General features: G+C 72.8%; 26 protein-coding genes. 14 read left to right on the top strand and 12 right to left on the bottom strand.

All coding sequences use genetic code 11. From position 1 onward, the window contains the following. Positions 1-66: 66 nt before the first annotated feature. Entirely contained in the window at positions 67-1,128 is a 1,062-nt protein-coding gene (locus N8I86_RS21510; protein WP_263278473.1) for a hypothetical protein, read from the top strand. Positions 1,129-1,365: 237 nt separating this feature from the next. Next, entirely contained in the window at positions 1,366-1,992 is a 627-nt protein-coding gene (locus tag N8I86_RS21515) for an HAD family hydrolase (protein WP_073888072.1), read from the top strand. Here N8I86_RS21515 and N8I86_RS21520 read toward each other — a convergent pair. Next, positions 1,968-2,219 (bottom strand): hypothetical protein, encoded by a 252-nt coding sequence (locus N8I86_RS21520; protein WP_073888074.1) that lies wholly within the window; start codon positions 2,217-2,219, stop codon positions 1,968-1,970. The two genes, N8I86_RS21515 and N8I86_RS21520, sit on opposite strands and share 25 nt — an antisense overlap. Before the next feature lie 174 nt (positions 2,220-2,393). Between N8I86_RS21520 and N8I86_RS39035 the strand changes: the two genes are divergently transcribed. Then, complete coding sequence (locus N8I86_RS39035) at positions 2,394-2,777, top strand: cold-shock protein (RefSeq protein ID WP_067009872.1); 384 nt, start codon at positions 2,394-2,396, stop codon at positions 2,775-2,777. Positions 2,778-2,855: 78 nt separating this feature from the next. Here N8I86_RS39035 and N8I86_RS21530 read toward each other — a convergent pair whose 3' ends face one another. The 4 genes from N8I86_RS21530 to N8I86_RS21545 all read right to left on the bottom strand — a co-directional run bounded on the left by N8I86_RS21530 (position 2,856) and on the right by N8I86_RS21545 (position 6,392). Then, entirely contained in the window at positions 2,856-3,713 is an 858-nt protein-coding gene (locus N8I86_RS21530; RefSeq protein ID WP_073888076.1) for a 1,4-dihydroxy-6-naphthoate synthase, read from the bottom strand. Continuing rightward, complete coding sequence (locus tag N8I86_RS21535; RefSeq protein WP_263278474.1) at positions 3,700-4,404, bottom strand: futalosine hydrolase; 705 nt, start codon at positions 4,402-4,404, stop codon at positions 3,700-3,702. The genes N8I86_RS21530 and N8I86_RS21535 overlap by 14 nt, the downstream gene beginning before the upstream one ends. 17 nt (positions 4,405-4,421) lie before the next feature. After that, the gene (locus N8I86_RS21540) at positions 4,422-4,886 is read right to left on the bottom strand and encodes a DUF2771 domain-containing protein (protein ID WP_073888080.1); all 465 of its coding nucleotides are present in this window, start codon (positions 4,884-4,886) and stop codon (positions 4,422-4,424) included. A gap of 105 nt (positions 4,887-4,991) precedes the next feature. Continuing rightward, positions 4,992-6,392, bottom strand: coding sequence for an MFS transporter (locus tag N8I86_RS21545; protein ID WP_241840725.1), 1,401 nt, complete (start codon positions 6,390-6,392; stop codon positions 4,992-4,994). Between the two features lie 344 nt (positions 6,393-6,736). Between N8I86_RS21545 and N8I86_RS21550 the strand changes: the two genes are divergently transcribed. Further along, entirely contained in the window at positions 6,737-7,663 is a 927-nt protein-coding gene (locus N8I86_RS21550) for a DUF3027 domain-containing protein (RefSeq protein ID WP_073888082.1), read from the top strand. 107 nt (positions 7,664-7,770) lie between these two features. Here the strand turns inward: N8I86_RS21550 and N8I86_RS21555 are convergent, their stop codons facing one another. Continuing rightward, positions 7,771-8,217, bottom strand: a complete 447-nt coding sequence (locus N8I86_RS21555; RefSeq protein WP_263278475.1) for an ATP-binding protein — start codon at positions 8,215-8,217, stop codon at positions 7,771-7,773. 111 nt (positions 8,218-8,328) lie between these two features. Between N8I86_RS21555 and N8I86_RS21560 the strand changes: the two genes are divergently transcribed. The 4 genes from N8I86_RS21560 to N8I86_RS21575 all read left to right on the top strand — a co-directional run bounded on the left by N8I86_RS21560 (position 8,329) and on the right by N8I86_RS21575 (position 13,573). Beyond that, a complete protein-coding gene (locus N8I86_RS21560; protein WP_263278476.1) occupies positions 8,329-9,174 on the top strand; it encodes a helix-turn-helix domain-containing protein in 846 nt (281 codons plus the stop codon). Further along, positions 9,171-9,362 carry a DUF397 domain-containing protein gene (locus N8I86_RS21565; protein ID WP_073888087.1) on the top strand — a complete coding sequence of 64 codons (192 nt, stop codon included), beginning with the start codon at positions 9,171-9,173 and terminating at the stop codon, positions 9,360-9,362. Before N8I86_RS21560 ends, N8I86_RS21565 begins: the two co-directional genes overlap by 4 nt. A 48-nt stretch (positions 9,363-9,410) precedes the next feature. Next, positions 9,411-12,557, top strand: a complete 3,147-nt coding sequence (locus N8I86_RS21570; protein ID WP_263278477.1) for a sacsin N-terminal ATP-binding-like domain-containing protein — start codon at positions 9,411-9,413, stop codon at positions 12,555-12,557. A gap of 233 nt (positions 12,558-12,790) precedes the next feature. Continuing rightward, entirely contained in the window at positions 12,791-13,573 is a 783-nt protein-coding gene (locus N8I86_RS21575; RefSeq protein ID WP_123437146.1) for a DUF5707 domain-containing protein, read from the top strand. A gap of 110 nt (positions 13,574-13,683) precedes the next feature. Here the strand turns inward: N8I86_RS21575 and N8I86_RS21580 are convergent, their stop codons facing one another. Together N8I86_RS21580 and N8I86_RS21585 are read right to left on the bottom strand one after the other, a co-directional pair. Then, complete coding sequence (locus tag N8I86_RS21580; RefSeq protein ID WP_073888092.1) at positions 13,684-16,080, bottom strand: HAD-IC family P-type ATPase; 2,397 nt, start codon at positions 16,078-16,080, stop codon at positions 13,684-13,686. 49 nt (positions 16,081-16,129) lie between these two features. Then, a complete protein-coding gene (locus N8I86_RS21585; RefSeq protein WP_073888094.1) occupies positions 16,130-16,396 on the bottom strand; it encodes a DUF2530 domain-containing protein in 267 nt (88 codons plus the stop codon). 150 nt (positions 16,397-16,546) lie between these two features. Here N8I86_RS21585 and N8I86_RS21590 point away from each other — a divergent pair, with 150 nt between their 5' ends. Next, on the top strand, positions 16,547-17,998 hold the full coding sequence (locus tag N8I86_RS21590; protein ID WP_073888144.1) for an NCS2 family permease: 1,452 nt from the start codon (positions 16,547-16,549) through the stop codon (positions 17,996-17,998). A 16-nt stretch (positions 17,999-18,014) separates the two neighbouring features. On the opposite strand, the gene N8I86_RS21595 is transcribed toward N8I86_RS21590, so the two are convergent. Beyond that, positions 18,015-18,197 carry a ribbon-helix-helix protein, CopG family gene (locus tag N8I86_RS21595; protein ID WP_073890313.1) on the bottom strand — a complete coding sequence of 61 codons (183 nt, stop codon included), beginning with the start codon at positions 18,195-18,197 and terminating at the stop codon, positions 18,015-18,017. 154 nt (positions 18,198-18,351) lie between these two features. Here N8I86_RS21595 and N8I86_RS21600 point away from each other — a divergent pair, with 154 nt between their 5' ends. After that, entirely contained in the window at positions 18,352-18,789 is a 438-nt protein-coding gene (locus tag N8I86_RS21600; protein WP_073888146.1) for a MarR family winged helix-turn-helix transcriptional regulator, read from the top strand. Positions 18,790-18,815: 26 nt separating this feature from the next. After that, positions 18,816-20,162 carry an MFS transporter gene (locus N8I86_RS21605; RefSeq protein ID WP_317633615.1) on the top strand — a complete coding sequence of 449 codons (1,347 nt, stop codon included), beginning with the start codon at positions 18,816-18,818 and terminating at the stop codon, positions 20,160-20,162. Positions 20,163-20,190: 28 nt separating this feature from the next. On the opposite strand, the gene N8I86_RS21610 is transcribed toward N8I86_RS21605, so the two are convergent. Next, on the bottom strand, positions 20,191-20,706 hold the full coding sequence (locus N8I86_RS21610; RefSeq protein WP_263278479.1) for a GNAT family N-acetyltransferase: 516 nt from the start codon (positions 20,704-20,706) through the stop codon (positions 20,191-20,193). 39 nt (positions 20,707-20,745) lie between these two features. Here N8I86_RS21610 and thpR point away from each other — a divergent pair, with 39 nt between their 5' ends. After that, positions 20,746-21,318: an RNA 2',3'-cyclic phosphodiesterase gene (gene thpR, locus N8I86_RS21615; protein WP_073888152.1), complete on the top strand. Its 573-nt coding sequence runs from the start codon at positions 20,746-20,748 to the stop codon at positions 21,316-21,318. A gap of 166 nt (positions 21,319-21,484) precedes the next feature. Here thpR and N8I86_RS21620 read toward each other — a convergent pair whose 3' ends face one another. Next, positions 21,485-22,477, bottom strand: a complete 993-nt coding sequence (locus N8I86_RS21620) for an aldo/keto reductase (protein ID WP_073888154.1) — start codon at positions 22,475-22,477, stop codon at positions 21,485-21,487. A gap of 30 nt (positions 22,478-22,507) precedes the next feature. Further along, the gene (locus N8I86_RS21625) at positions 22,508-23,221 is read right to left on the bottom strand and encodes an SGNH/GDSL hydrolase family protein (RefSeq protein WP_263278480.1); all 714 of its coding nucleotides are present in this window, start codon (positions 23,219-23,221) and stop codon (positions 22,508-22,510) included. An 89-nt stretch (positions 23,222-23,310) separates the two neighbouring features. On the opposite strand from N8I86_RS21625, the gene N8I86_RS21630 reads away from it, so the two are divergent. Further along, the gene (locus N8I86_RS21630) at positions 23,311-24,282 is read left to right on the top strand and encodes a WD40 repeat domain-containing protein (RefSeq protein ID WP_263278481.1); all 972 of its coding nucleotides are present in this window, start codon (positions 23,311-23,313) and stop codon (positions 24,280-24,282) included. Positions 24,283-24,413: 131 nt separating this feature from the next. Continuing rightward, the gene (locus tag N8I86_RS21635; RefSeq protein ID WP_263278482.1) at positions 24,414-24,935 is read left to right on the top strand and encodes a hypothetical protein; all 522 of its coding nucleotides are present in this window, start codon (positions 24,414-24,416) and stop codon (positions 24,933-24,935) included. Positions 24,936-24,967 lie beyond the last annotated feature (32 nt).

Genomic DNA, 24,967 nt, shown 5'->3' on the forward strand with positions numbered 1-24,967 from the left:
GGCGCCGGGGGACAAGCGGTACGGTCCTCACCGGGGTTACCAGTCGGCGCACCCCGGAGGGGTTCCGTGGGGATCGAGAGCGACCAGGTCGTCTACGAGTATCTGAGCCGTGTCGGGGACGTCGCCCACCAGCGGCAGCTTCCGTCGGCCACGCGCATGCGGCTCGTGTCGGAGCTGCGCGACGAGATCGACCGGCGCCGGGCCCGGGCGGCCGTGGACTCGCCGGCCGCCGTCCGACGCATCCTGGACCACCTGGGCAGTCCGGTCGACGTCGTCGAGGCCGCGGGCGGTACGGCACCCTCCGGGTCCGCGCGGCCGCCCGCCGCCGTGCCCGTTCAGCCGGCGCCGGGGGACCGGGGCCCGCAGGGGCCCGAGGGGGCGGGGAAGGAGCGGCCGAAGGGGCTGCGCCGGGTGGTGCCGCGGCCGCGTCCCGCCGTGCCCGAGACCCCCGCCGTCCCGCGCGAGGCCGTGTCCCCGCCGCACCTCGCCGCCGCGCACGAACTGGGGGACGGCGTGGCACCGCCGGACTGGTGGCGCGTGGGATCCGGGCCCTTCGGCGGCCCCGCCGGCGGTCCGCTCGCGGAGGCGGACGCGGTACCGGGGTTCGTCGGCGGCGTGGAGATCCCCGAACTGCTGAAACGGCCGCCGAAGGAGACGGAGCCGCCGAAGGAGACGGAGGCCGCGCCGGAGGCGGACGCCGTCGCCGTGCCCGCGCCGCGCCGCCGTCTGCTCGCCCGCCGGGCCCCGGACCCGGAGGCTCCCGCCCGCCGGCTCCTGCCCGGCCCGGCCGCCGGCTGGTCCAACCCCCTCCTGCTGCTGGCCGCGGCCGCGCTGGTCGCCGGGGCGGTGCTCGGGAACTGGTTCGCCCTGCTGCTCGGCTGGGTGATCGCGTACGGCTCGCGGAGGCTGAGCGCGGGCGAGACGAAGACGGCCGTGATGGTCATCCCCGGCACCGCCGTCGCGGCCGGGCTGGTGTGGCTGTGGGGCAGGCAGAACGGCCGCTGGGGCGAGCCGATCGCCCAGCACCACATGGCCGACGCCGTCGCCGGCACCTGGCCCTGGGTGGTCCGAGGAGCAGCCCTCACCTCAGCCCTCTACCTGGCCTGGCGCTCCCAACGCCCAAGGTGACCGCCCCCAGGGACGCGGGCAACTGCACACCCGGCACCCCCCAGGCAGACCCCAGCCGTCCCCACCCAGAGGCGCGGGGAACTGCGCGCCCGGCCACAGCGGACCCGCACCGAAAGCGCACCGCAGGCCGAACCACCCAGGGGCGCGGGGAACTGCGCGCCCGGCCCCGACGCACCCGCACCCGAAAGCGCACCGCACCCGCCCTACCCCGCTGAACCGGCGGAGCCACCCGGCACAATGGCGCCCATGGCTCTCACCATCGGCTTCGACCTCGACATGACCCTCATAGACTCCCGGCCGGGAATCCGTGCCTGCTATCTGGCGCTGTCGGAGCGGACGGGCGCGTACATCGACGCCGATCTCGCGGTGACCCGGCTCGGGCCGCCGCTCGCGGAGGAGCTCGTCAACTGGTTCCCGGCCGAGCAGGTGCCCGCCATGGCCGACCTGTACCGGGAGATGTACCCCTCGATCGCCGTCGCCGCGAGCCCCGCGATGGCCGGTGCCCGGGAGGCGATGGACGCGGTCCGGGCGGCCGGCGGCCGCACCATGGTGGTCACCGCGAAGTACGAGCCGAACGCCAAGCTGCACCTGGCCCATCTGGGCATCGAGCCGGACGTGGTCGTCGGCGACCTGTGGGCGGAACGGAAGGCGCAGGCACTGCGCGAGTACGGCGCGAGCGTCTACGTCGGCGACCACACCGGTGACGTGCGCGGAGCCCGCACGGCGGGAGCCCTGTCGGTGGCCGTGGCGACCGGCCCCTGCCCCGCCGACGAACTGCGCGCGGCCGGCGCGGACGTCGTGCTGGACGACCTCGCCGCCTTCCCGGCCTGGCTGGCCGGTTACCGGGACGCGCCCCGGGCCTGACGCCTGCCCGCGGCGATCGACCGCAGGACGCCCGCGCCGGCGACGAGAAAACCGACGGCCATGAGCATGCTCAAACCGAACATGTAGGTCGGAAAAGGCTTCGACCCGAAGAACAGCGGGGCCACCGTGACGAGGGTGGCCAGGGCTCCGAGGAAGAAGACGACGGCGCCGGCACGGATCAGTCCGTCTCCGGGCGCGGCGGAATTCGTTGGGGTTTTGTCACGCACCCGACCAGGGTAGTTCCCTGCGCGAGAGAACAACCGGGGGACGTCTTGTCACCCGCCCGAAGACCATTAGCCTTGGTAGCGCTTGGTTTCGGCGGGTCATGGTGGACCCGCCCCAGTGCTGTCAGAGCCGTTTCCGAAGTAGTTTTCCCGACGAGTACGAGGACGAGGACAGACGTGCCTACCGGCAAGGTCAAATGGTTCAACAGTGAGAAGGGCTTCGGCTTTCTCTCCCGCGACGACGGCGGTGACGTCTTCGTCCATTCCTCGGTTCTCCCCGCCGGCGTCGATGCGCTCAAGCCGGGACAGCGCGTGGAGTTCGGCGTCGTCGCCGGTCAGCGCGGCGACCAGGCGCTCTCGGTGACCGTGCTCGACCCGACGCCCTCGGTGGCCGCCGCCCAGCGCAAGAAGCCGGACGAGCTGGCCTCGATCGTGCAGGACCTGACGACCCTTCTCGAGAACATCACGCCGATGCTGGAGAAGGGCCGCTACCCGGAGAAGACCTCGGGCAAGAAGATCGCCGGCCTGCTCCGCGCGGTCGCCGACCAGTTGGACGTCTGAGCCCGCATCGGGAATCGGCGAAAGCAATGGGCCGAGGGGCGGTGGGAGCCCCTCGGCCGACGTCTGTCCGGACCCCTCTCAGGGGAAGGCGAGCGCCCGCGGGCCGAGCGCCGGGACGAGCCCCTCGGCCGCCGCGCGGGTGAGCAGGCCGCGGATCGCCGCGTAGCCGTCCTCGCCGAGGGCGGCGGTGAACTCGTTGACGTACAGGCCGATGTGCTGGTCGGCGACGGCCGGGTCCATCTCCTGCGCGTGCGCCATGACGTACGGCCGGGACGCCTCGGGGTCGTCCCAGGCGGCCCGCACGGAGGTGCGGACGGATTCGGCGAGCCGGCGCAGCGCGTCCGCGCCCAGCGACCGCTTGGCGATGATCGCGCCCAGCGGGATCGGCAGCCCGGTGGTGAGCTCCCAGTGCTCGCCCATGTCCGCGAGCTTGTGCAGCCCGTAGTTCTGGTAGGTGAACCGGGCCTCGTGGATGACCAGTCCGGCGTCCACCTTGCCGTCCCGCACGGCCGGCATGATCTCGTGGAACGGCATGACGACGATCTCGCCGACCCCGCCCGGCAGCGTGTCCGCGGCCCAGAGGCGGAACAGCAGATAGGCGGTCGACTTCTCGCTCGGCACGGCGACCCGGCACCCGGTGAGGTCCGCGGCCGGTTCCCGGGTGAGCACCAGCGGCCCGCAGCCGCGGCCCAGCGCCCCGCCGCACGGCAGCAGCGCGTACTCGTCGAGGACGTACGGCAGGACGGCGTACGACACCTTCAGCACGTCGAACTCGCCGCGCTCGGCCATGCCGTTGGTGATGTCGATGTCGGCGAACGTCACGTCCAGCGCCGGGCCGCCGTCGACCCGGCCGTGGGCGAGGGCGTCGAAGACGAAGGTGTCGTTCGGGCAGGGGGAGTACGCGATCTGCAGCGGCTGCTGCTCACTGGTCGTCATGCGGGTTCCAACTCTCGAACACGGGGGCGAGCTTCCCGAAGGCCTCGGTGAGGGCGGCGAGGGCGTCGCCGATGCGCCAGGCGGCGCGGTCGCGCGGGCCGACCGGATTGGAGACCGCGCGGATCTCCAGCACGGGCACCCCGTGCGCGGCGGCGGCCTCCGCCACGCCGAAGCCCTCCATGCCCTCGGCGAGCGCCCGGGGGTGCCGGGCCCGCAGTTCGGCGCCGCGGGCAGCGGTGCCGGTGACGGTGGAGACGGTCAGGACGGTCCCGGCCGGGGCGCCGAGCGCCCCGGACACGACTCGTACGAGTGATTCCGGCGGCCGGTGGGTCACGGTCCCGAAGCCCAGCTCGGTGACCGGGAGGAAGCCGTCGGCGGTCTCGGCGCCCAGGTCGGCCGCGGTGATCGCGTCGGCGACGACGAGCGAGCCGAGGGGCGCAGCGGGCGGGAAACCGCCGCCGATCCCGGCCGAGACGACCAGGCCGTACGGTCTGCCGTCCAGTGCGGCGGCGGTGAGGGCGCCGGCGGTGGAGGCGGCGGCGAGGGCCGGTCCGACGCCGGCGGCGAGCAGGTCGCTGCCCGCGCCCGTGCGGCGGAGCAGGGCGCCCGGCAGCCGCACGTCCTCGGCCGGCCCGGAGAACGCCCGTGCCACCGCGTCCCGTTCGGCGGGAACCGCGGTGGCCACGAGCATGCGTACGGACGTGGGGATCAGGCCTTCTTCAGCTTGAAGGACCACAGCCCCTTCTCGCCCTGCTGGATCGAGACGGTGTTGGTGGTGCCCTGGGTGCCGTACTGCGCGTTGAAGAACGCGCTGCCCGGGATGGTGCGGTAGGTCTTCTTGCTGGTGTCGGTGAACTGGCGGCCGTTCACCAGGATCGTCCAGCCACCGTCCGCGATCTTCGGGTCGACCCCGAAGCGGACCGTGTCGTCGGTGTCCACCTTGATCGTCTCGACGTCGCCGGCCTTCTTGGCGCACTCCGCCAGCGACTTGGCGTCCAGCTTCTTGCCGTCGTTGTAGCAGAGGGCCTCCGAGCTGACCGAACTCCGCCCGACGGTGACCGTCGCGACGGGCGTCGGCTTGTCGCAGGCCGACAGAACGAGCAGTCCGGCGGAAACGGCGCCGGCGGCGGCGACGGCGCGGCGGCGTCGCAGGGCGGATTGCAGCGTGGTCATGGCGGAAGGCTATCGGGCGCCCACAGCCGACCGCCCACGTGGGGTGCGGCGTGCCCGGTTCGTTACGCCAGGCGTGCCCGCAACGGGTGGCACACAGCCGGTTCGTTACGCCACCCGGGCCCGTGCCCGGCCGCCGTGCCGGGCCGAGGCGAGCAGCCCCTTCAGGGTGGTCAGCCAGCCGACGGCCACGAACGCGGCCCCGGTCAGCAGCCCGACGGTGCCGTTGAGCGGCATCACGATGCCGACCGCCCCGCCGAACACCCAGGCCATCTGGAGCAGCGTCTCCGAGCGGGCGAACGCCGAGGTGCGTACCAGTTCCGGCACGTCCCGCTGGATCAGCGCGTCCAGCGCCAGCTTGGCCAGCGCCTGCGCGAACCCGGCGACCGCCGCGAGGCAGGCCACCAGCAGCGCCCCGAAGAACAGGGCGGCCACGACCGCCGTTCCCAGCACCACCGCGACGACCGTCACGATGATGACCTCCGGGGCCCGCGACCGCAGCCACGCGCCCACCGCCGTGCCCAGCGCGTTCCCCGCACCGGCCGAGACGCCGACTATCCCCAGCGAGACCGCCGCGCTCTCCCCGGTCAGCGGGTGCTCCCGCAGCAGGAAGGCGAGGAAGAAGATCAGGAAGCCGGACAGACAGCGCAGGGACGCGTTGGCGCCGAGCGCGTGGGTGACCGCCGGCCCCACGGTCCGCAGCCCCGGGCGCTTGGCCCGCCGGCGGTCGGGCCCGTGCAGATGCCCCTCGTCGGCCGCGAGCAGCGCCACGTCCTCGCCCTTGGCCGAGTCCACCTTGGGCGGCAGGGTGAACGACAGGAACGTGCCGGCGGCGAAGATCACGAAGGCGCCGTACAGCGGCCAGGGATCGCCGAGGGCGTGCAGCCCCGCCGCGATCGGCGCGGCGGCGCCGGTGGCCAGCAGCCCGGCCAGGGTCACCCGGGAGTTCGCCTTCACCAGCGAGAACGCGGGCGGCAGCAGCCGCGGCACCACGGCGCTGCGGACCACCCCGTAGGCCTTGGACGCCACGAGCACGCCCAGCGCGGCGGGGTACAGCTCCAGGCTCCCGGTGGCCACGGCCCCCGAGATGATCAGCGCGAGCAGCGCCCGGGCCAGCATCGCCCCGGCCATGGCGGCGCGCCGCCCGTGCGGCAGCCGGTCCAGGAGGGGGCCGATGACGGGGGCGAGGACGGTGAAGGGGGCCATCGTGATGGCCAGATAGAGCGCGACGCGCCCGCGGGCCTCGTCGGTCGGCACGGAGAAGAACACCGTGGACGCGAGCGCCACGGTGACCATCACGTCCCCCGCGCCGTTCACCGCGTGCAACTCGATCAGCTTGCCCAGCCCCGACTCGCCGGCGCCGTGGGCGTGGGTGGCCTTGCGGATGCCCCGGGCGGCACCGGTGACGGGAAGGTGCAGGGCACGGCCGACCGAGCGGACGGCACCACCCACCCGGCCCGCACCGCCGCCACGATCACTCGCCTTGTCCGCGGCTGCCACGACGTTCATAGTGCCCCGAGAATGCGGCGGATAGTGCCGTTACGTCAGGCGTGGCGGCGAACCGGGCCCATGATCCGGCCTGTTCCGGGCCCGCCGGGCCGCCCCGGGCGGGCGCCGCGCGGCCGCGCGCGTCGGCCGGGCCGGCGGCCGATCGGTCCGAAAACCTGCCGCGTGGCGGTAACGAATCTCGTTCGGTGTAGCGTGCGTATCTCAGCCATAACGCAGAATGGGTGGCAGAGGTGCGCCCGAGTGCGCGGAAGCAGACGTCGATGCGGTCCCCAGGTCCGCTCCGTCGGCCAACCCGCCGGAGGCGGCCGCACTCGATGAGACGGCGTAGGAGAGAAGCGATACCTGTGAGCGCAGCGACAACGCGAAGCCGCACCCCCGACCGCCTGTGCGCCGAGGCCGTCGACCTCGCACGCGCCGCCGCCGAGGAGGCCGCCGCACCCGGCGTGGTCGGCGAGCACTCCGGACTGGTGTCGGAGGGTGACCGTGTTGTCACGCACTTCTTCGAGTGCAAGGAGATGGGGTACCGGGGCTGGCGCTGGGCGGTGACGGTCGCCCGCGCCTCCCGCGCGAAGATCGTCACGCTCGACGAGGTCGTCCTGCTGCCCGGCCCCGACGCGCTCCTCGCCCCCGAATGGGTGCCGTGGAGCGAGCGGCTGCGCCCCGGCGACCTCGGCCCCGGCGACCTGCTCCCGACCGACCAGGACGACCTGCGCCTGGAGCCGGGCTACACGGGCGAGGACGAGCCGCAGGTGAACGCTGCGGTGTCCGAGGAGATGGCGGAGCTGGCCGAGGCGGAGGACGCCGACGTCACGCCGGGCACCCCCGCCGTCCAGCCCACGACGCCCACCCGTGGCTCGATCGCCTCGGTGGCCGAGGAACTCGGCATGCGCCGCGCCCGGGTCCTGTCCCGCTACGGCCTGCACACCGCCGCGGACCGCTGGGACGAGTCCTTCGGTGCGCAGACCCCGATGGCGCAGGCGGCCCCGGCCACCTGTGTGAGCTGTGGCTTCCTCACCCCGATCGGCGGCACCCTGGGCCAGGCCTTCGGTGTCTGCGCGAACGAGTTCTCCCCGGCCGACGGCCGGGTGGTCTCCCTGGCCTACGGCTGCGGCGCCCACTCCGAGGCGGCCGTCATGCCCAAGCCGCCGCAGCCGGCCGCGCCGGTCATCGACGAGACCAGGGTCGACCCCTTCCCCCTCCGCCCCGCGCGCGACTCGGGATCCGTCCCCGAGGCCGGCGACGAGGAGACGGCGGAGCTCGGCCACTCCTAGGGCCTGCCGTTTGGATCATGCCCGCGTCGCGGGGCGCTCGGGTCGGCAGACAAGGCACCGTGAGCAAGGCCGGCCTGATCCGAACGACAGGCCCTGGCCCCGTCCCCTCACCGAGGGGCCTCGTCCCGGGGCCCGGGTTCCCGGGGCGCCGGGGCGCAGCTCACCTCCGCCCACACCGTCTTGCGCGGCGGCGGCCCCGGCGCGGTCCCCCAGCGGTCGGCGAGTGCCTCGACGAGCAGCAGACCCCGGCCGCCCTCGGCGTCCGGCGCGGGGAGCGCCGGGCGGGGCAGCCGGTCACCGCGGGTGTCGGTCACCTCGATGCGGAGGGTGCCGGCGACGGCGTAGAGCGTCAGGCGGAAGTCCCGGCCCGCGACCCGGCCGTGCACGGCCGCGTTGGCGGCCAGCTCGGCCACGACGAGTGCCGCCGGGTCCGGCGTCAGCCCCCAGCTCCGCAGTCGCTCTGTGGCCAGCAGCCGGGCGAGACGCGCGCCGAGGGGCGTGGGGGACAGCCGCACCGTGAAGTTCGGTACGCGGGTGGAGATTTCCTGATTCACATCACTCAGCGTGGCCGTGGCTGCCTACCGTGACCAGTGACATGACGGTTGCGTACGGTGACTGTCCGGGGCTTGTCCGGCTGTGTCCGGGCTGTCGGCAGGGGGTGCGGTGTGGACGGGGAAGAGGAGCCGGGCTGGGAGGTCGACCCGGACGACGACTGGGGCGTGGCCGTCGTCGCAACGGTGGGGCGCCAGCTGAGGCTGCGCCGTGAGGCGTCCGGGATGCGCGCGGCCGACTTCGGCAGGGCCGTGGGCTACGGCGAGGACATGGTCTACAAGGTGGAGTCCGGCAGGCGGATCCCGCGGCCCGAGTACCTGGACAAGGCGGACAGGGTGCTCGACGCGGGCGGGCTGCTGGCCGCGATGAAGGAGGACGTGGAGAAGGTCCGCTATCCGAAGAAGGTCCGGGAACTGGCCGAGCTGGAGGCCAAGGCCGTCGAGTACGGGGTGTACGTCGGCCTCAGCATTCACGGTCTGCTCCAGACGCCCGAACATGCGCGAGCACTCTTCGAGGTCTCGCAGTCCGCTTACGCGGAGGCGGAGTTGGAGCGGCTGGTGGCCGCACGCATGGCACGCAAGGCCATCTTCGAGCGAACTCCGGCTCCGGCGCTCAGCTTCGTGCAGGAAGAGGTGACGCTGCGCCGAAAGGTCGGAGGCACAATGGTGTGGCGTCAGCAACTCGAACACCTGCTTGGTGTCGCGCAATTGCGCAATGTCACCGTGCAGGTGATGCCGACCGACTCGGGCGCCCATCCCGGACTGAGCGGCAAGATCGAGGTGCTGAAGTTCGGCGACGGAACGGTGGTGGGACGCTCCGACGGGGCGTACAACGGCCGCCCGGTCTCCGATCCGAAACAGCTCCGCATCCTTGAGCTTCGGTACAGCACCATCCGGGCGCAGGCGCTCTCCCCCAAGGAGTCGCTGGCCTTCATCGAGCACCTGCTGGGAGAGACATGATCCGCTGGTTCAAGAGCAGCCACAGCGACGGCCCCGAAGGCGACTCGTGCGTCGAGGTGGCCCTCGACTGGGACGCCGCCGCCCCCGCCACCGTCCACGTCCGCGACTCCAAGCAGACCGACGGTCCGCGCCTCGCCGTCGCCCCGGACGCCTGGTCCGCCTTCGTCGGTCACGCCTCCCGCGGTTGACGCCCGTCGGCCTCCTCCCCGGCCGGGCGGTACCTTCTCCTCACGTCGATGAGGAGAGTGAACGTGAGCAGCAAGTTCGTGCGGCCGGCGGCCGAGGGCGCCGACCCCTTCGGCACCGCCCGTCTGCGCCGCGGTGTCCTCGACGCCTGGGTCACCAGCCCCGCCCGGTTCCGTGAGGACGCCAACGCCGAGGAGGACCTGGTCCTCGGCGGCTACCGGGACCGCCTCGTGGTGGAGCTGGCCCAGAACGCCGCCGACGCCGCCGCGCGCGCCAAGGTGCCGGGACGGCTGCGGCTCACCCTCCGTGACGGGGTGCTGGTCGCGGCGAACACCGGTGCCCCGCTGGACGCGACCGGTGTCGAGTCGCTGTCCACGCTGCGCGCCTCCGCCAAGCGGGACGCCGAGACCACCCAGGGCACCGTCGGCCGGTTCGGTGTCGGCTTCGCCGCCGTACTCTCCGTCACCGACGAACCCGCGATCGTCGGCCGCCACGGCGGGGTCCGCTGGTCCCTGGCCGAGGGGCGGGAGCTGGCCGCCGGAACCGCCCGGCACAGCCCCGGCCTCGGCGACGAGATCCGCCGCCGGGACGGCCATGTCCCGCTGCTGCGCCTGCCCTTCCCGGCCGAGGGCTCGGCCCCGGAGCCGTACGACACCGCCGTCATCCTGCCCCTGCGGGACACGGCCGCCGCCGACCTCGCCGAGCGGCTGCTCGACACCGTCGACGACGCCCTGCTCCTCGCCCTGCCCGGCCTGACGGAGGTCGTCGTCGAGGTCGGCGACACCGCCCCGCGCACCCTCCGGCGGCACACCGAGGGCGCCGTCACCGTCGTGGCGGACTCACGGGACGGCACCACCCGGTGGCGTACGGCCCTCGCGCACGGCCCGCTCACCGCGGACCTGCTCGCCGACCGGCCGGTGGAGGAACGCCTGCGCCCGCACTGGTCGGTGACCTGGGCCGTACCGGAGGACGAGGCCGGGCGGCCGGTGCGGCCGCGTACCACCCCCGTGGTGCACGCGCCCACGCCCAGCGACGAGCCCCTCGGCGTCCCCGCCCTGCTCATCGCGTCCTTCCCCCTCGACACCACCCGCCGGCACGCGGCGCCCGGCCCGCTCACCGACTTCCTGGTGCAGCGCGCGGCCGACACCTACGCCGAACTGCTCGCCGGCTGGCGGCCGGTGACGGACGGAGCCGTCGACCTGGTGCCCGGACCGCTCGGCAAGGGTGAGCTGGACGGGGCGCTGCGGCAGGCGGTCCTGGAGCGGCTGCCGCGCACCGCCTTCCTGCCGCCCGCCGTCGGGGCGAAGGACGACGAGGAACTGCCGGAGGCGCTGCGGCCGAGGGACGCCGAGGTCGTGGAGGGTGCCGGGGCGGCCACCGTACGGGTGCTCGCCGAGGTGCTGCCCACGCTGCTGCCCGCCGGTCTGGAGCGGCGGGTGGAACTGCGCACCCTCGGGGTCGCCCGGCTGCCGCTCGCGGACGCCGTCGACCGGCTCGCCGGTCTGGAGAAGGACCCCGACTGGTGGTGGCGCCTCTACGACAGCCTCGCCGGGGTCGACCCCGACCGGCTGTCCGGTCTTCCGGTGCCCCTCGCCGACGGCCGCACCACGATCGGGCCCCGGCAGGTGCTGCTGCCCACCCCGGACGGCGCCCGCGTCGACCCGGACGTCCTCGGGCGGCTCGGGCTGAAGGTCGCCCACCCGGACGCCGCGCACCCGCTGCTGGAGAAGCTGGGCGCGCTGCCCGCGACGCCGCGCGCGGTGCTGACCACCCCGCAGGTGCGGGCCGCCGTCGCCGCCTCCCTGGACGACGAGGGCGGCATCGCCTGGGAGGAGGACGCGCCGGACGCCGAGGAGCTGGCCGACACCGTCCTCGGGCTGGTGCGGGACGCGGCGCTCGAACCCGGTGAGGAGCCCTGGCTGGGCGCCCTGGCCCTGCCCGACGAGGACGGTGAACTCGCCCCCGCCGGTGAACTGGTCTTCCCCGGCAGCCCCTTCGCCCGGGTGATCCGCGAGGGCGAACTGGCCGCGGTGGACGCCGAACTGGCCGAGAAGTGGGGCGAGCAGCCGCTGACGGCGTGCGGGGTGCTCGCCGACTTCGCCCTCGTGCGGGCCACCGACGTCGTCCTCGACCCGGACGAACTGGAGCCGCGCGAGGGCGACTTCGCCGAGCCGGACGACGCGGGCCTGCTGGACGCCGTGGACGTGTGGTGCGAGGACGTCCTGGACCGGTTCCCGGAGAGCCCGGTGCCCCCGGTCGCCACGGAACTCGTCGCGGTCCGCGACCTGGACCTGGTGGACGACGACCACTGGCCCGAGGCCCTGTCGCTGCTCGCCCGGCCGCCGCTGCGCGACGCCCTCACCCAGCCGGTGCGCATCCTGCTGCACGACGGCACCCACGACACCGTGCGCCCGTACACCGCGTGGTGGCTGCGCGGGCACCCGGTGCTGGACGGCCGGCGCCCGGCCGGTCTGCTCGCCGCCGGCGGGGACCCGCTGCTGCGCGGGCTGTACGACGAGGCCGACGCCACCGGTTTCGAGGACGAGCAGGTGCTGCGGGCGCTCGGGGTGCGGACCTCCGTGGGCTCGCTGCTGGACGAGCCCGGCGGCGCCGCCGAACTGCTGGAGCGGCTCGCCGATCCGGACCGGCCGGTCGGCCCCGGCCAGCTGCACGGTCTGTACGGCGCCCTGGCCGAGCTGGACCCCGACCAGGTCACGCTGCCGGACGAGCTGCGAGCCGTGCTGGACGGCCGGGTGGAGGTCGTGGACGCGGCCGACGCCGTCGTGGTCGACTCGCCCGATCTGCTGCCCTTCACCGCCGGGGTGCCGCTGCTGCCGGTCCGCCCGGCGCGCGCCGCCGAGCTGGCCGAGCTGTTCCAGGTGCGGCGGCTGAGCGAGTCCGTCACCGGCGAGGTGACGTCGGAGGGCACGGAGCACGACGTACCGGATCCGGTACGGGTGCTGCTCGGTCCGCGCACCCCCGGGACGTACGTCGAGCACGAGGAACTGGTCGTGGACGGCGTCGAGATCGACTGGCGGCTGACCGACGACGGGGTGCTGCACGCGGCCACACTGGAGGGCGTCGCCGCGGGCCTCGCCTGGGCGGCGGGCCAGTGGCCCCGCCGCTTCGAGGTCGCCGCCCTGCTGGAGGACCCCTCCCGCACCGAGGAACTCGCCCGGGACCGATGGTTCGACTGAGAACCGGATCTCCCGCCCGGTTCGCCGGCCCCGGAAGCACCCCCCGCTTCCGGGCCGGAACGTTTCCTATCAGTTGTGCCACGGGCTCTCCCTGACCGCGCAATGGAAGGGCAATCCGCCGACAAAATCTGGCCGGGAACGGCTCTTGACGTACAACCACTGCCGGGTGCCGCGGATCTGATCGCGTGAGTCGACCGACTCCACGATCACTTCTCCCTCCAAGGGAACGCAAAATGCGCATACGTGCCACCGTGGCCGCCGTCTCCGGCGCCCTGGCCCTCTCCGCCTTCGCCGTGCCCGCCGCCCACGCGGCCACCGCGGCGCCGAACGTCACCTTCTCGAAGATGAAGGTGAACAGCGGCAAGGCGATCACGATCGGGGCGACCTCCACGGTCAAGGTCAAGGCGACCTACACCGTGACGCATCCCTCGACCGTCTCCATGACGAACATCCTGACCGGCCCAGTGCTCTACCGCGGCACCTCGGCCAAGGACGCGGACACCCAGGTCGTCAGCGACGACCCGGGCACCTGCACCAAGGTGGACTCCACCACCCTGAACTGCACCGCCACGATCACCCTCCCGGCGAAGGAGCTGTACAACTCGGACGCCGGGACGTGGAAGGAGGGCGGTCTCGCGGTCGACGCCAAGACCGACGCCACCAAGTGGCAGAACGACCTCGGCACCCTCCCCGTCCGCCGCACCGCCAAGCTCACCGCCGACGCCACGCCCGAGCCCGTGAAGAAGGGCGGGACCCTCACCGTCACCGGCAGGCTGACCCGCGCCGACTGGCAGCACGGCACCTACGCCGGCTTCGGCGGCCAGTCCGTCAAGCTCCAGTTCCGCAAGGCCGGCACCACCACCTACACCACCGTCAAGACCGTCACGACGTCCTCCACGGGCGCCCTGAAGACCACGGTCACGGCCGGCTCCGACGGCTACTACCGCTACAGCTTCGCCGGCACCTCCACCACGTCGTCCGTCAGCGCCACGGGCGACTACGTCGACGTGCAGTAGCCGTCCGGCGGCGACAGCGACCTCCAGGGGCGCGGGGAACTGCGCGACCGGCCACAGCCGGCCCGCAGCTCCCCGCGGCCCGGGCCACCCCGCATCCCGACGGCTGAGGCTCAGCGCAGCGCGCGGCGGTCCACCCACTTCCACAGGAACTCCAGGGCGGCCGCCGCCACCACCGCTACCCCCACCGCGGTCCACGGCATCCGCACGCCGATCAGGTCGAGCGCGAAGAAGCTCTGCAGGGCCGGCACGACGAGCACGAGCAGGAACGCGGCGCCCATCGCGGCCACCAGGGCCACCCGCCACCAGGTGTAGGGGCGGGCGATGATCGCCAGGACCCACATGGAGATCAGGAACAGGGTCAGGGTGGCCGCGCTGGTCTCCGCCTCCAGGGCGCCCGGCCCGGTGTAGTGGTGGCGGGCGAGCAGGTACGTCAGGAAGGTCGCCGCCCCGGCCACCACCCCGCCGGGGACCGCGTACCGCATCACCCGGCGCACGAAGTGGGGTCTGGCCCGCTCCTTGTTGGGGGCGAGGGCCAGGAAGAACGCCGGGACGCCGATGGTGAGGGTGGACAGCAGGGTCAGGTGCCGGGGCAGGAACGGGTACTCCACCTGCCAGCACACCACCAGCAGCGCCAGCAGCACCGAGTAGACGGTCTTCACCAGGAACAGGGTCGCCACGCGCGTGATGTTGCCGATCACCCGGCGGCCCTCGCCCACCACCGACGGCAGGCTCGCGAAGCTGTTGTCGAGCAGGACGATCTGCGCCACCGCGCGGGTCGCCTCCGAGCCCGAGCCCATGGCCACCCCGATGTCGGCGTCCTTGAGCGCGAGCACGTCGTTCACCCCGTCGCCGGTCATCGCGACGGTGTGGCCGTTCGACTGGAGCGCGCCGACCATGTCCCGCTTCTGCTGCGGGGTGACCCGCCCGAACACGGTGCCCGCGTCCAGCGCCCGCGCCATCCCGGCCCGGTCGCCGGGCATCCGCCGCGCGTCCACCGCCGTGCCGTCCAGACCCAGCTTGGCGGCGACCGCGCCCACCGACACCGCGTTGTCCCCGGAGATCACCTTCGCCCGGACGCTCTGGTCCGCGAAGTAGCGCAGGGTCTCGGAGGCGTCGGGCCGCAGCCGCTGCTCCAGGACGACGAGGGCGGTGGGGCGGGCGCCCCGGGCTGGCTCGGGGTCGTCCAGGTCGCGGCGCGCGCGGGCCAGCAGCAGGACCCGCAGACCCTGCTCGTTGAGGCGCTCGGTCTCGGACAGGGCCGGGTCCTCGGGGGCGAGGAGGACGTCGGGGGCGCCCAGCAGCCAGGTGCTGGTCTCCCCGTCGCCCTCGCTGAACGCGGCCCCGCTGTACTTGCGGGCGGAGGAGAAGGGCAGCGACTCCACGCACCGCCAGTCCTCGCTGTCCGGATAGGCGTCGATGATCGCCTGGAGGGAGGCGTTGGGCCGGGGGTCGGACTCGCCCAGGGCGCCCAGCACCCGCCGTACGTACGTCTCGTCCGCCCCGTCCAGCGGCCTGAGGCCGGTGACGTCCATGCCGCCCTCGGTGAGCGTGCCGGTCTTGTCCAGGCAGACGGTGTCGATCCGGGCGAGCCCCTCGATCGCCGGCAGCTCCTGCACCAGGCACTGTTTTCGGCCCAGCCGGATGACGCCGATGGCGAAGGCGACGGAGGTGAGGAGCACCAGCCCCTCGGGGACCATCGGGACGATCCCGCCGATGGTGCGGGCGACGGCGTCCTTGAGCTCGTTGTCCTTGACCACGAGCTGCGTGACGACCAGGCCGATCGCGGCCGGGACCATCATCCAGGTGACGTACTTGAGGATCGTGGAGATGCCGGTGCGCAGTTCGGAGTGGACGAGGGTGAACCGGGAGGCCTCCTCGGCCAGCTGGGCCGCGTAGGCCTCGCGGCCGACCTTGGTGGCCGTGAAGGCGCCGCCGCCCGCGACCACGAAACTGCCCGACATGACCGGGTCGCCGGGACGCTTGACGACGGGGTCGGCCTCGCCGGTGAGCAGCGACTCGTCGATCTCCAGCCCGTCGGCCTCCGCGCACACCCCGTCGACGACGACCTTGTCCCCGGGGCCGATCTCGATGAGGTCGTCGAGCACGATCTCGGCGGTGGGGATCTCGGTGGCGGTCCCGTCCCGCCGTACCGTCGGCCGGGCCTCCCCGATCACGGCCAGGGAGTCGAGGGTCTGCTTGGCCCGCCACTCCTGGACGATGCCGATGCCGGTGTTGGCGATGATCACGAAGCCGAAGAGGCTGTCCTGGATCGGGGCGACGAACAGCGTGATCAGCCAGAGCACGCCGATGATCGCGTTGAATCGGGTGAAGACGTTGGCGCGGACGATCTCGCCCAGTGACCGGCTGCTGCGCACCGGTACGTCGTTGACCTGCCCCCGCGAGCGCCGCTGAGCCACCTCCGACGCGGTCAGCCCCTCCGGCCGGCTCTCGGGCAGGGCCACCGGGTGCACGGGGTCGAGCTCCGCGCCCGCGTCTATGTGGGTCATGTTCTCGACGGTACGTGCGGATCTGCCCGGCCACCTGCCGAGCGGGGGGCTACTTCGCCGGGACCGCCGTCGGCTCGGCGGACCGCTTGATCGCCGCGTCCCTCCTGCGGACGTACCAGATGCCGATCAGCCCGAGGCCGCCACCGGCCAGGCAGGTCCACAGCCACCACAGGTGCCCGTGGTCGTCGAACCAGCCGTAGAAGGGCAGCTGCACCAGGAAGAGGACGAACCACACGATCGTGCCGCCGGTGATGGTGGCGACCACGGGCCCCTCCAGGGGCTCCGGCGCCTCGTGCTTGGGGGTCCACTTAGCCATGGGCACAGCTTAAGGGCCGCCGTGGTCTACGCGCGGAGATAGCGATCTGGGACTCATACGTTCATACTGAAACCGTTTGTCTTTGACCACTTCTGTTCGTACGAAAGTCCAACGAGGCTCGGGGGAACCCCGTTGGTGATGAGGTCTCGCATGTCCACCTCGGCACCTGCCAAGGTCCCCACCCCCGAGAAGCCGGGCGGTACGCCGGGCTTCGGCGCCCTCGACCGCTTCTTCAAGATCTCCGAGCGCGGCAGCTCCGTCGCCCGGGAGATCCGCGGCGGTCTCGCCACCTTCTTCGCGATGGCGTACATCATCGTGCTGAACCCGATCATCCTGAGCAGCGCGAAGGACATGTACGGGCACCACCTGGACAACGCCCAGCTGGTGACGGCGACGGCGGTGACGGCGGCGTTCACCACGCTGCTCATGGGCGTCATCGGCAACGTGCCGATCGCGCTCGCCGCCGGCCTCGGCGTCAACTCGGTCGTCGCGCTCCAGCTCGCGCCCCGTATGAGCTGGCCGGACGCCATGGGCATGGTCGTGCTGGCCGGCTTCGTGGTGATGCTGCTGGTCGCCACGGGCCTGCGCGAGCGGGTGATGAACGCCGTGCCGTTCGGCCTGCGCAAGGCCATCTCCATCGGTATCGGCCTGTTCATCATGCTGATCGGCCTCGTCGACGCCGGGTTCGTCACCCGGATGCCGGACGCCGCCCAGACCACGGTCCCGCTCCAGCTCGGCGTCGGCGGTCACCTCACCGGCTGGCCGGTGCTGATCTTCATCCTGGGCGCGCTGCTCACCTTCTCGCTGATCGTCCGCAAGGTGCCGGGCGCGATCCTGATCTCGATCGTCGGCATGACCGTCCTCGCGGTGATCATCAACGCGGTCGCCACCATCCCGTCCTGGGGCCTGACCGTCCCGAAGTGGCCCGGCAACCCGGTCGCCACCCCCGACTTCGGCCTGATCGGCCAGGTCAGCCTGTTCGGCGGCTTCTCCAAGGTCGGCGTGCTGACCGGCGTCCTCTTCGTCTTCACGGTCCTGCTGTCGTGCTTCTTCGACGCCATGGGCACGATCATGGGCGTCAGCGACGAGGCCAAGCTGACCGACGCCCAGGGCTACATGCCCGGCATCAACAAGGTCCTGTTCGTCGACGGCCTCGCGGTCGCGGCGGGCGGTGCCAGCTCCTCCTCGGCCACCACCGCGTTCGTGGAGTCCACGGCCGGGGTCGGCGAGGGTGCCCGCACGGGCCTCGCCAACGTCGTCACCGGCGGTCTCTTCGCGGTCGCGCTGTTCCTCACGCCGGTCGCCACGATGGTGCCGTCCCAGGCGGCCACCCCGGCGCTGATCGCGGTCGGTTTCCTGATCCTGTCGAACTCCGTCAAGGAGATCGACTGGGCGGACTACACCATCGCCATCCCGGCCTTCATCACGATGCTGATGATGCCGTTCACCTACTCGATCACCAACGGCATCGGGATGGGCTTCATCACCTTCACCGTGCTGCGTCTGGCCGCCGGCCGGGCCCGGGAGATCCCGGCCGCGATGTACGTCGTCTCGGCGGTGTTCGCCTTCTACTACCTGATGCCGGCCCTCGGCCTCACCTGACGGGGGATCTGCGGCGTCACGTGACGCCGTAGAACCTCTCCGTCTCCTCGACGGCGGACTGGAAGCGTTCGTCGAAGTCGTCCCGGATGAGCGTGCGGACCACATAGTCCTGCACGCTCATCCCCCTTTTCGCCGCGTGGTGCCGGAGCCTTTCGAGCAGCTCCCCGTCCATCCGCAGGCTGAGCACAGTGGTCCCCATGGCTACGAGGGTCGCCACATCCGGCCACCCCATGCGTCACTTTCCGATATCGACTCACCCATACGGGTGATCGGAGGGTTCAGTGGCCAGGGTCACGGGCATCGCGTGCGTGTCGAGTGGTCTTTAGCGAGAGTAATGAGTTACGCTAAAGAACATGCCGGACCTTACCCATGGCGACGACGCTGCCGCCGTGAACGCCCTCCGCTCCGCCGTGATGCGGCTGTCCCGTCGGCTCAAGCACCAGCGGGTCGACGAGTCGCTGAGCCCGACCGAGATGTCGGTGCTCGGCACCCTCGCGCGCTGCGGCAGTGCCACCCCGGGCGAGCTCGCCCGCAAGGAGCACGTCCAGCCGCCCTCGATGACCCGCATCGTCGCGCTGCTCGAGGGCAAGGGCCTGGTCCGGCTGGAGCCGCATCCGGAGGACCGGCGCCAGAAGGTCGTCACCCAGACCGAGCAGGCCGAGACCATGCTCGAGGAGAGCCGCCGCAAGCGCAACGCGTTCCTGGCGGGCCTCGTCGAGGGCCTCGACGAGGACGAGTGGGCCAAACTGCGCGCCGCCGCCCCCGTGCTGGAGAAGCTCGCACACCTTTAAGCACGCCATTCGAGGAGGCGACCCCTTTGAGTTCGGGATCCGGAGCACCTTCCGCCCCCGCACCGAGCACCCCTACCACCCCCGTTCCCCGCAAGTCCTCGATGTTCAGCTCGCTGAAGATCCGGAACTACCGCCTCTTCTTCCTCGGCCAGGTCGTCTCGAACACCGGCACCTGGATGCAGCGCATCGCACAGGACTGGCTCGTCCTCAGCCTCACCGGCTCCTCGGCGGCCGTGGGCATCACCACGGCCCTGCAGTTCCTGCCGATGCTGCTCTTCGGCCTCTACGGCGGCGTCCTCGTGGACCGCCTGCCCAAGCGGCCGACACTGCTGGTCACCCAGGCTTCGATGGCCGTCACGGGCCTCGCGCTCGCCTTCCTGACCCTGTCGGGCCACGTCCAGGTGTGGCACGTGTACGTCGCCGCCTTCGCCGTCGGCCTCGCCACCGTGCTCGACAACCCGGCCCGGCAGTCGTTCGTCTCCGAGATGGTCGGCCCCGAGCAGCTGCAGAACGCGGTCAGCCTGAACTCCGCGAACTTCCAGTCGGCCCGCCTGGTCGGCCCCGCCGCCGCCGGCCTGATGATCACCGGCGTGGGCACCGGCTGGGCGTTCCTCGCCAACGGCCTGTCCTTCGCCGCGCCCATCGCCGGCCTGCTGCTGATGCGCGCCCGCGACCTGCACGTGGTCGAGCGCGCGCCCCGCGGCAAGGGCCAGCTGCGGGAGGGTCTGGACTACGTCGCCAAGCGGCCGGAGCTCATCTGGCCGATCGTCCTGGTCGGCTTCATCGGCACCTTCGGCTTCAACTTCCCGGTGTGGCTGTCGGCCTACGCGGACGACGTGTTCCGCTCGGGCGCCGGCTCCTACAGCCTCTTCAACACCCTGATGGCCGTCGGCTCCCTGATCGGCGCCCTGCTCGCCGCCCGGCGCGGCACGGCCCGGCTGCGGGTCCTGATCGCCGCCGCAGTGGCCTTCGGCACCCTGGAGACGCTGGCCGCCGTCGCGCCGTCGTACTGGCTGTTCGCGCTGCTCATGGTGCCCATCGGGATCTTCGGGCTCACGGTGAACGTCACCGCGAACACCGCCGTGCAGATGGCCACCGACCCGGCCATGCGCGGCCGGGTGATGGCCCTGTTCATGATGGTGTTCATGGGCGGGACGCCGCTGGGCGCACCCGTGGTCGGCTGGATCACCGACACCTACGGCGCCCGGGTCGGCTTCGCCCTCGGCGGCGTGGTCTCCGCCGTCGCCGCGGCCGGCGTCGGACTGGTCCTCACCCGCATCGGGGGCCTGCGCCTCGCGGTGGGCTGGCACCGGGGCCATCCGCGGGTCCGCTTCGTCCCACGCGAGCGGGAACAGCTGACTACGGCGGCCTGAGCCCGCCGCGCCCGCGCCGGAGGGTCCGCTACAGGACCCTCCGGGCCAGCACCTGGCCCGGCCAGGCGTTCTCCCCGTGGGTGAAGGGCTCGGTCCGGATGAATCCGTTGCCCTCGTAGTAGGCGACCAGCTTGCCGTCGTCGCCCGCGTAGCAGTCCACCCGCAGCAGGGATATCCCCGCCCGCCGGGTCACCTCGGCCGCGTGGGTGAGCAGCGCGGCACCGGCGCCCCGCCCCTTGAACCGGCGGTCGGAGGCGAGCAGATGGATGTAGCGCTCGGGCTCGTCGGCGGGCTCCAGATAGGGGCCCGGGCCCTCGCTGAGGGTCAGCGTGGCCGCCGGGACGCCGTCCACCTCGGCGAAGTACGGCGTGCCCGTGGTGGCGTACCGGCGCACCAGGTCCACCGCCCGGGGGTCGTCCGACCAGGGCTTGGTCCCCCACTGCCCGGTCCGGCCCTGTGAGACCAGCCACTCCACCGAGCTGTCCAGCATGGCGAGGATCAGGGGAGCGTCGTCGGGGCCGCCTTCGCGGATGATGATCGTCATCGGCCCATCATGCCCACGCCGGTCTGGGAAGGTGAAGGCATGAGACTCTTCGCGGCGGTGCTCCCGCCGGAGCACGTCGTCCAGGAACTCGCCGCCGAGGTCGCCGAGTTGCGGCGGCTTCCCGGCGCGGAGCGGCTGCGCTGGACCCACCGCCCGGGCTGGCACTTCACCCTCGCCTTCTACGGCGAGGTCGCCGACGATCTCGTACCGGAGCTGTCGGAGCGCCTCGCGGGCGCGGCCCGCCGCACGGCGCCGTTCGAGCTGGCCCTGTCCGGCGGCGGCCAGTTCGGTCACGGCAGGGCCCTGTGGACGGGGGCAGCGGGGGACGTGGAGGCACTGCGGCTGCTGGCCGACCGGGCGGAGGCGGCGGCCCGGAAGGCGGGTGTGCCGATGGGCGAGCACCGGCGGTACAAGGCCCACCTGACGGTGGCGCGCGGCCGGGACTCCCTCGACGTGCGGCCGTACACCGAGCTGCTGCACGGCTTCGCCGGCCGGCCCTGGACGGTGGACGAGCTGGTGCTGGTGCGCAGCAATCTGCCGCGGTCCGGAGTGCCGGGGGAGCAGCCGCGGTACGAGGCGGTTGCCCGCCGGCCACTCGGCGGGGTTGGTTAGGCTCGTGGGCGTGGACCCGAAGACGCGGAACCGGATCATGGCCGGTGTGCTTGTGCTGATGTTCGTTGTGGTCGCCGTCGCGGCGGCCGTCAGGTAGCTCCCGGCCCGGGGAACCGCGGCCGGCCGGTGGCCCGCGCCGCAGCTCCCCGCGTGCCCTCGGGGCCCGCTACCAGGCGAACGCCTCCGGCGACGGACCCGGACCCGGGAAGATCTCGTCCAGGCCGGCCAGCAGCTCCTCGCCGAGCTCCAGCTCGACGGCCCTGAGGGCCGACTCCAGCTGCTCGCCGGTGCGCGGGCCGACGATGGGGCCGGTGACCCCGGGTCGGGTCAGCAGCCAGGCCAGGGCCACCTCACCGGGCTCCAGACCGTGCTTGTCGAGCAGGTCCTCGTAGGACTGGATCCGTGCCCGGGTGGCGGAGTCGGCGAGGGCGTCGGCGGACCGTCCCGAGGCCCGGCGGCCGCCCTCCACCTGCTTCTTGATCACACCGCCGAGGACACCTCCGTGCAGCGGCGACCATGGGATGACGCCGAGGCCGTACTCCTGCGCGGCCGGGATCACCTCCATCTCGGCGCGGCGCTCGGCGAGGTTGTACAGGCACTGCTCGCTGACGAGCCCGATCGTGCCGGCGCGGCGGGCCGCGGCCTCGTTGGCCTGGGCGATCTTGTAGCCGGGGAAGTTCGACGACCCGACGTACAGGATCTTGCCCTGCTGGACGAGGGTGTCGACGGCCTGCCAGATCTCGTCGAAGGGCGTGTTCCGGTCGACGTGGTGGAACTGGTACAGGTCGATGTGGTCGGTCCGCAGCCGCTTCAGGCTGGCGTCCACGGCCCGCCGGATGTTGAGCGCGGAGAGCTTGTCGTGGTTCGGCCAGGCCTCGCCGTCCGTGCCCATGTTGCCGTAGACCTTGGTGGCGAGGACGACCTTGTCGCGGCGCTCGCCGCCGCCCGCGAACCAGTTCCCGATGATGGACTCGGTGCGTCCCTTGTTCTCGCCCCAGCCGTACACGTTGGCGGTGTCGAAGAAGTTGATGCCGGCGTCGAGCGCCGCGTCCATGATGGCGTGGCTGTCGGCCTCGTCGGTCTGCGGCCCGAAGTTCATCGTCCCGAGGACGAGTCGGCTTACCTTGAGTCCCGTGCGTCCAAGCTGCGTGTACTTCATGGTTCCCCAGCCAACGGCGTGGAGTGCGCTCTAGGCAAGGGGCCGCCGTGCCGGGGCCGGGGTCGGTCCGGGCCGGGCGTAGGGCTTGCCGATGTCCCACGCCTCCCGCATCGCCGTGGCGAACGCCTCCGCGATGCGGTGCTCGCCGTTCGCGTTCGGGTGGGTGCCGTCGTAGGTGTCGGTGTGGATGTCCCACGGCTCGGGTGCCGAGGCCAGCAGGACGGGTGCGCGGGGCTCGTCCACGTCGGCCACCGTCTTGGCGAGCAGCACGTTGAAGGCGTCCACCTCGGTGGCGAAGGATTCGTCCGCGTCGGCCCGGATGTTCGGGATCACGGGGAGCAGCACCATGCGGATGCGCGGGCGGACCGCGCGGGCCTCGGCGATGAACGCCCGGACGTTCTCGGCCGTCTGCTCGGCGTTCGTGTAGAAGCCCAGGTCGATCAGGCCCAGGGAGACCAGCAGGATGTCGGGGCGGTGCGCGCGGACCGCGTCGCCGATCAGCGGGGCCATGTGGAGCCAGCCCTCGCCCCAGCCCGCGAGGTGGGCGCGCGGGAAGCCGGGATCGGCGTAGGCGAGGGACGTCGGGGCGTCGGCGTCCTTGTCGTACAGCTCCTCGCGCGGGCCGACGAGGGTGAACGGGCCGCCGTACGTCGTGCACAGGTGCCGCCACAGCCGGTGCCGCCACGTGTGTTCGCCCGCGCTCCCGATCGTCATCGAGTCGCCTACGGGCATGATCCTGAGCATCCGCTCATGATGGACGGTCCCGGCCGCGCGTGGGGTGTGAGGCCCACCACGTCCCGCGAACCACCCGCGGTGATGGCAGGCTTGGGGGCATGCGTCGATCCTTCGCCGTCCTCGCCGGGGTGCTGCTCACCGGTGCCTGCGCGCTGCCCGCCTCCGCCGCCGGCGGCGGAGGCGACCAGGGGTTCACCCTCAAGGACCCCAGGATCACCGAGTCCAGCGGGCTGGCCGCCTCCCGGCTGCACCCCGGGATCTACTGGACGCACAACGACAGCGACGACGGGCCGTACCTGTACGCCGTGGACAGCCGGACCGGGCGGACCGTGGCCCGGCTGACCCTGCGCGGCATCGGCGCCCCGCGCGACGTCGAGGCGATCTCCATCGGACCGCACGACGAGATCTACGTCGGCGACATCGGCGACAACCTCGGCGGCAAGTGGCCGTACGTGTGGATCTACCGGCTGCCCGAGCCCAAGGTGCTCAAGGACGAGACGGTCACCGCCACGCAGTACGTCGTGAAGTACGAGAACGGGCCGCGCGACGCCGAGTCGCTGCTCGTCCACCCGAGGACCGGGCGGGTGTACATCATCGACAAGAAGGAGGACGGGGGGCACCTGTACGAGGGCCCGGCCACCCTCTCCACCTCCGGCGCGAACGTCTTCCGGCCGGTCGCCCCGGTCGACCTGTGGGCCACGGACGCCGCGTTCTCCCCGGACGGCGGACAGCTCGCCGTGCGCGGCTACTTCGGCGGGATCCTCTACGGCTTCGACGGCGGCCGGATCAGGCGCGAGGGCCGCCTGGAGGTGCCGTGGCAGGGGCAGGGCGAGTCCCTCACCTACTCCGCCGACGGGACGAAGCTGATGTACGGCAGCGAGGGCGCACAGAGCGCCGTCCAGGCCAAGGACGCCCCCGCGCGCGCGGACGGCAAGTCGCCCTCGGTGAACGGAAGTTCCGGATCCGGGGAGGGCAAGGCCGGCAGCACGGGCCTCCAGGTCGGGGCCGTCGTGGCCGCCGTCGGCGTGGCGGCCCTCCTCGGCCTGCGCCGGCTGCGCCGCCGCGACTGACCCCCACTTGTCCGGCCGCACCGGCCGGGCGGCGGCGCGCCGGATCGGGCAGGCTGAAGGCGTTTCGCGGGACAGGGGGGCCGGATGTGGTCCGGCCCCACCGAACGGGAGCCCTGATGCAGGGTCATGTCATGCGGGCCGCCAGACGGACCGGCCTGATCGCCGCCGCCCTGGGCTTGGCCGTCCCCGCGGCCACCGCCTCCGCCGAAGCCGCCCCGCGGCAGGCGGCGCCCGCCGGGGCCGAGGCCGTCGCCGTCCACGCGCGATCGGCCACGCTGACGCTGAACGGACCACTGACCGGCGGCCCGGAGACGATCGACGTCACAGGCCGCGTCGCGGTCGCGGTGGTCACCCGCACCGACACGGGCGGCGGTGGAGTCGCCCGGATCGTCAGCCGTCTGCAGAACACCACCGGCGTCGGCCGGACGACCGGCCGCACCTACCAGTTCGTCGGCGCCGACGAGAACTCCGTCTTCTGGCCGCCGGACCCCGTCTCCCCGCTGGTCGTCTTCCCCAGGTTTTTGCGGATCGTCCCGCCGAGCCCGATCGTGCCCCCCAATCCGGTCCAGCCCGTCCGTGTCGCCGTCACCCTCTCGGGGACCGGCGAGATCACGGGCATCAGCGCCGCGGTGGCTCGACCGCCCGCGCCCTGACGCCGGTTCCCGGTCCGCGCGACCGCGACGAG

The organism is Streptomyces albidicamelliae, assembly GCF_025642175.1.
In the GTDB taxonomy this organism is placed as follows: domain Bacteria; phylum Actinomycetota; class Actinomycetes; order Streptomycetales; family Streptomycetaceae; genus Streptomyces; species Streptomyces albidocamelliae.

Bases quoted from the DNA above. Each gene is read 5' to 3' on its own strand.
- N8I86_RS21545 (WP_241840725.1), bottom strand. From the start codon at position 6,392: ATGAACGTCGTGGCAGCCGCGGACAAGGCGAGTGATCGTGGCGGCGGT.
- N8I86_RS21535 (WP_263278474.1), bottom strand. From the start codon at position 4,404: ATGCTCGTGGCCACCGCGGTTCCCGCCGAACGGGACGCGGTGGCACGG.
- N8I86_RS21635 (WP_263278482.1), top strand. From the start codon at position 24,414: ATGCGGGCCGCCAGACGGACCGGCCTGATCGCCGCCGCCCTGGGCTTG.
- N8I86_RS21575 (WP_123437146.1), top strand. From the start codon at position 12,791: ATGCGCATACGTGCCACCGTGGCCGCCGTCTCCGGCGCCCTGGCCCTC.
- N8I86_RS21595 (WP_073890313.1), bottom strand. From the start codon at position 18,197: ATGGGGACCACTGTGCTCAGCCTGCGGATGGACGGGGAGCTGCTCGAA.
- N8I86_RS21625 (WP_263278480.1), bottom strand. From the start codon at position 23,221: ATGCTCAGGATCATGCCCGTAGGCGACTCGATGACGATCGGGAGCGCG.
- N8I86_RS21530 (WP_073888076.1), bottom strand. From the start codon at position 3,713: ATGACGACCAGTGAGCAGCAGCCGCTGCAGATCGCGTACTCCCCCTGC.
- N8I86_RS21630 (WP_263278481.1), top strand. From the start codon at position 23,311: ATGCGTCGATCCTTCGCCGTCCTCGCCGGGGTGCTGCTCACCGGTGCC.
- N8I86_RS21610 (WP_263278479.1), bottom strand. From the start codon at position 20,706: ATGACGATCATCATCCGCGAAGGCGGCCCCGACGACGCTCCCCTGATC.
- N8I86_RS21600 (WP_073888146.1), top strand. From the start codon at position 18,352: ATGCCGGACCTTACCCATGGCGACGACGCTGCCGCCGTGAACGCCCTC.
- N8I86_RS21540 (WP_073888080.1), bottom strand. From the start codon at position 4,886: ATGACCACGCTGCAATCCGCCCTGCGACGCCGCCGCGCCGTCGCCGCC.
- N8I86_RS21585 (WP_073888094.1), bottom strand. From the start codon at position 16,396: ATGGCTAAGTGGACCCCCAAGCACGAGGCGCCGGAGCCCCTGGAGGGG.
- N8I86_RS21565 (WP_073888087.1), top strand. From the start codon at position 9,171: ATGATCCGCTGGTTCAAGAGCAGCCACAGCGACGGCCCCGAAGGCGAC.
- N8I86_RS21620 (WP_073888154.1), bottom strand. From the start codon at position 22,477: ATGAAGTACACGCAGCTTGGACGCACGGGACTCAAGGTAAGCCGACTC.
- N8I86_RS21580 (WP_073888092.1), bottom strand. From the start codon at position 16,080: ATGACCCACATAGACGCGGGCGCGGAGCTCGACCCCGTGCACCCGGTG.
- N8I86_RS21515 (WP_073888072.1), top strand. From the start codon at position 1,366: ATGGCGCCCATGGCTCTCACCATCGGCTTCGACCTCGACATGACCCTC.
- N8I86_RS21590 (WP_073888144.1), top strand. From the start codon at position 16,547: ATGTCCACCTCGGCACCTGCCAAGGTCCCCACCCCCGAGAAGCCGGGC.
- N8I86_RS21570 (WP_263278477.1), top strand. From the start codon at position 9,411: ATGAGGAGAGTGAACGTGAGCAGCAAGTTCGTGCGGCCGGCGGCCGAG.
- thpR (WP_073888152.1), top strand. From the start codon at position 20,746: ATGAGACTCTTCGCGGCGGTGCTCCCGCCGGAGCACGTCGTCCAGGAA.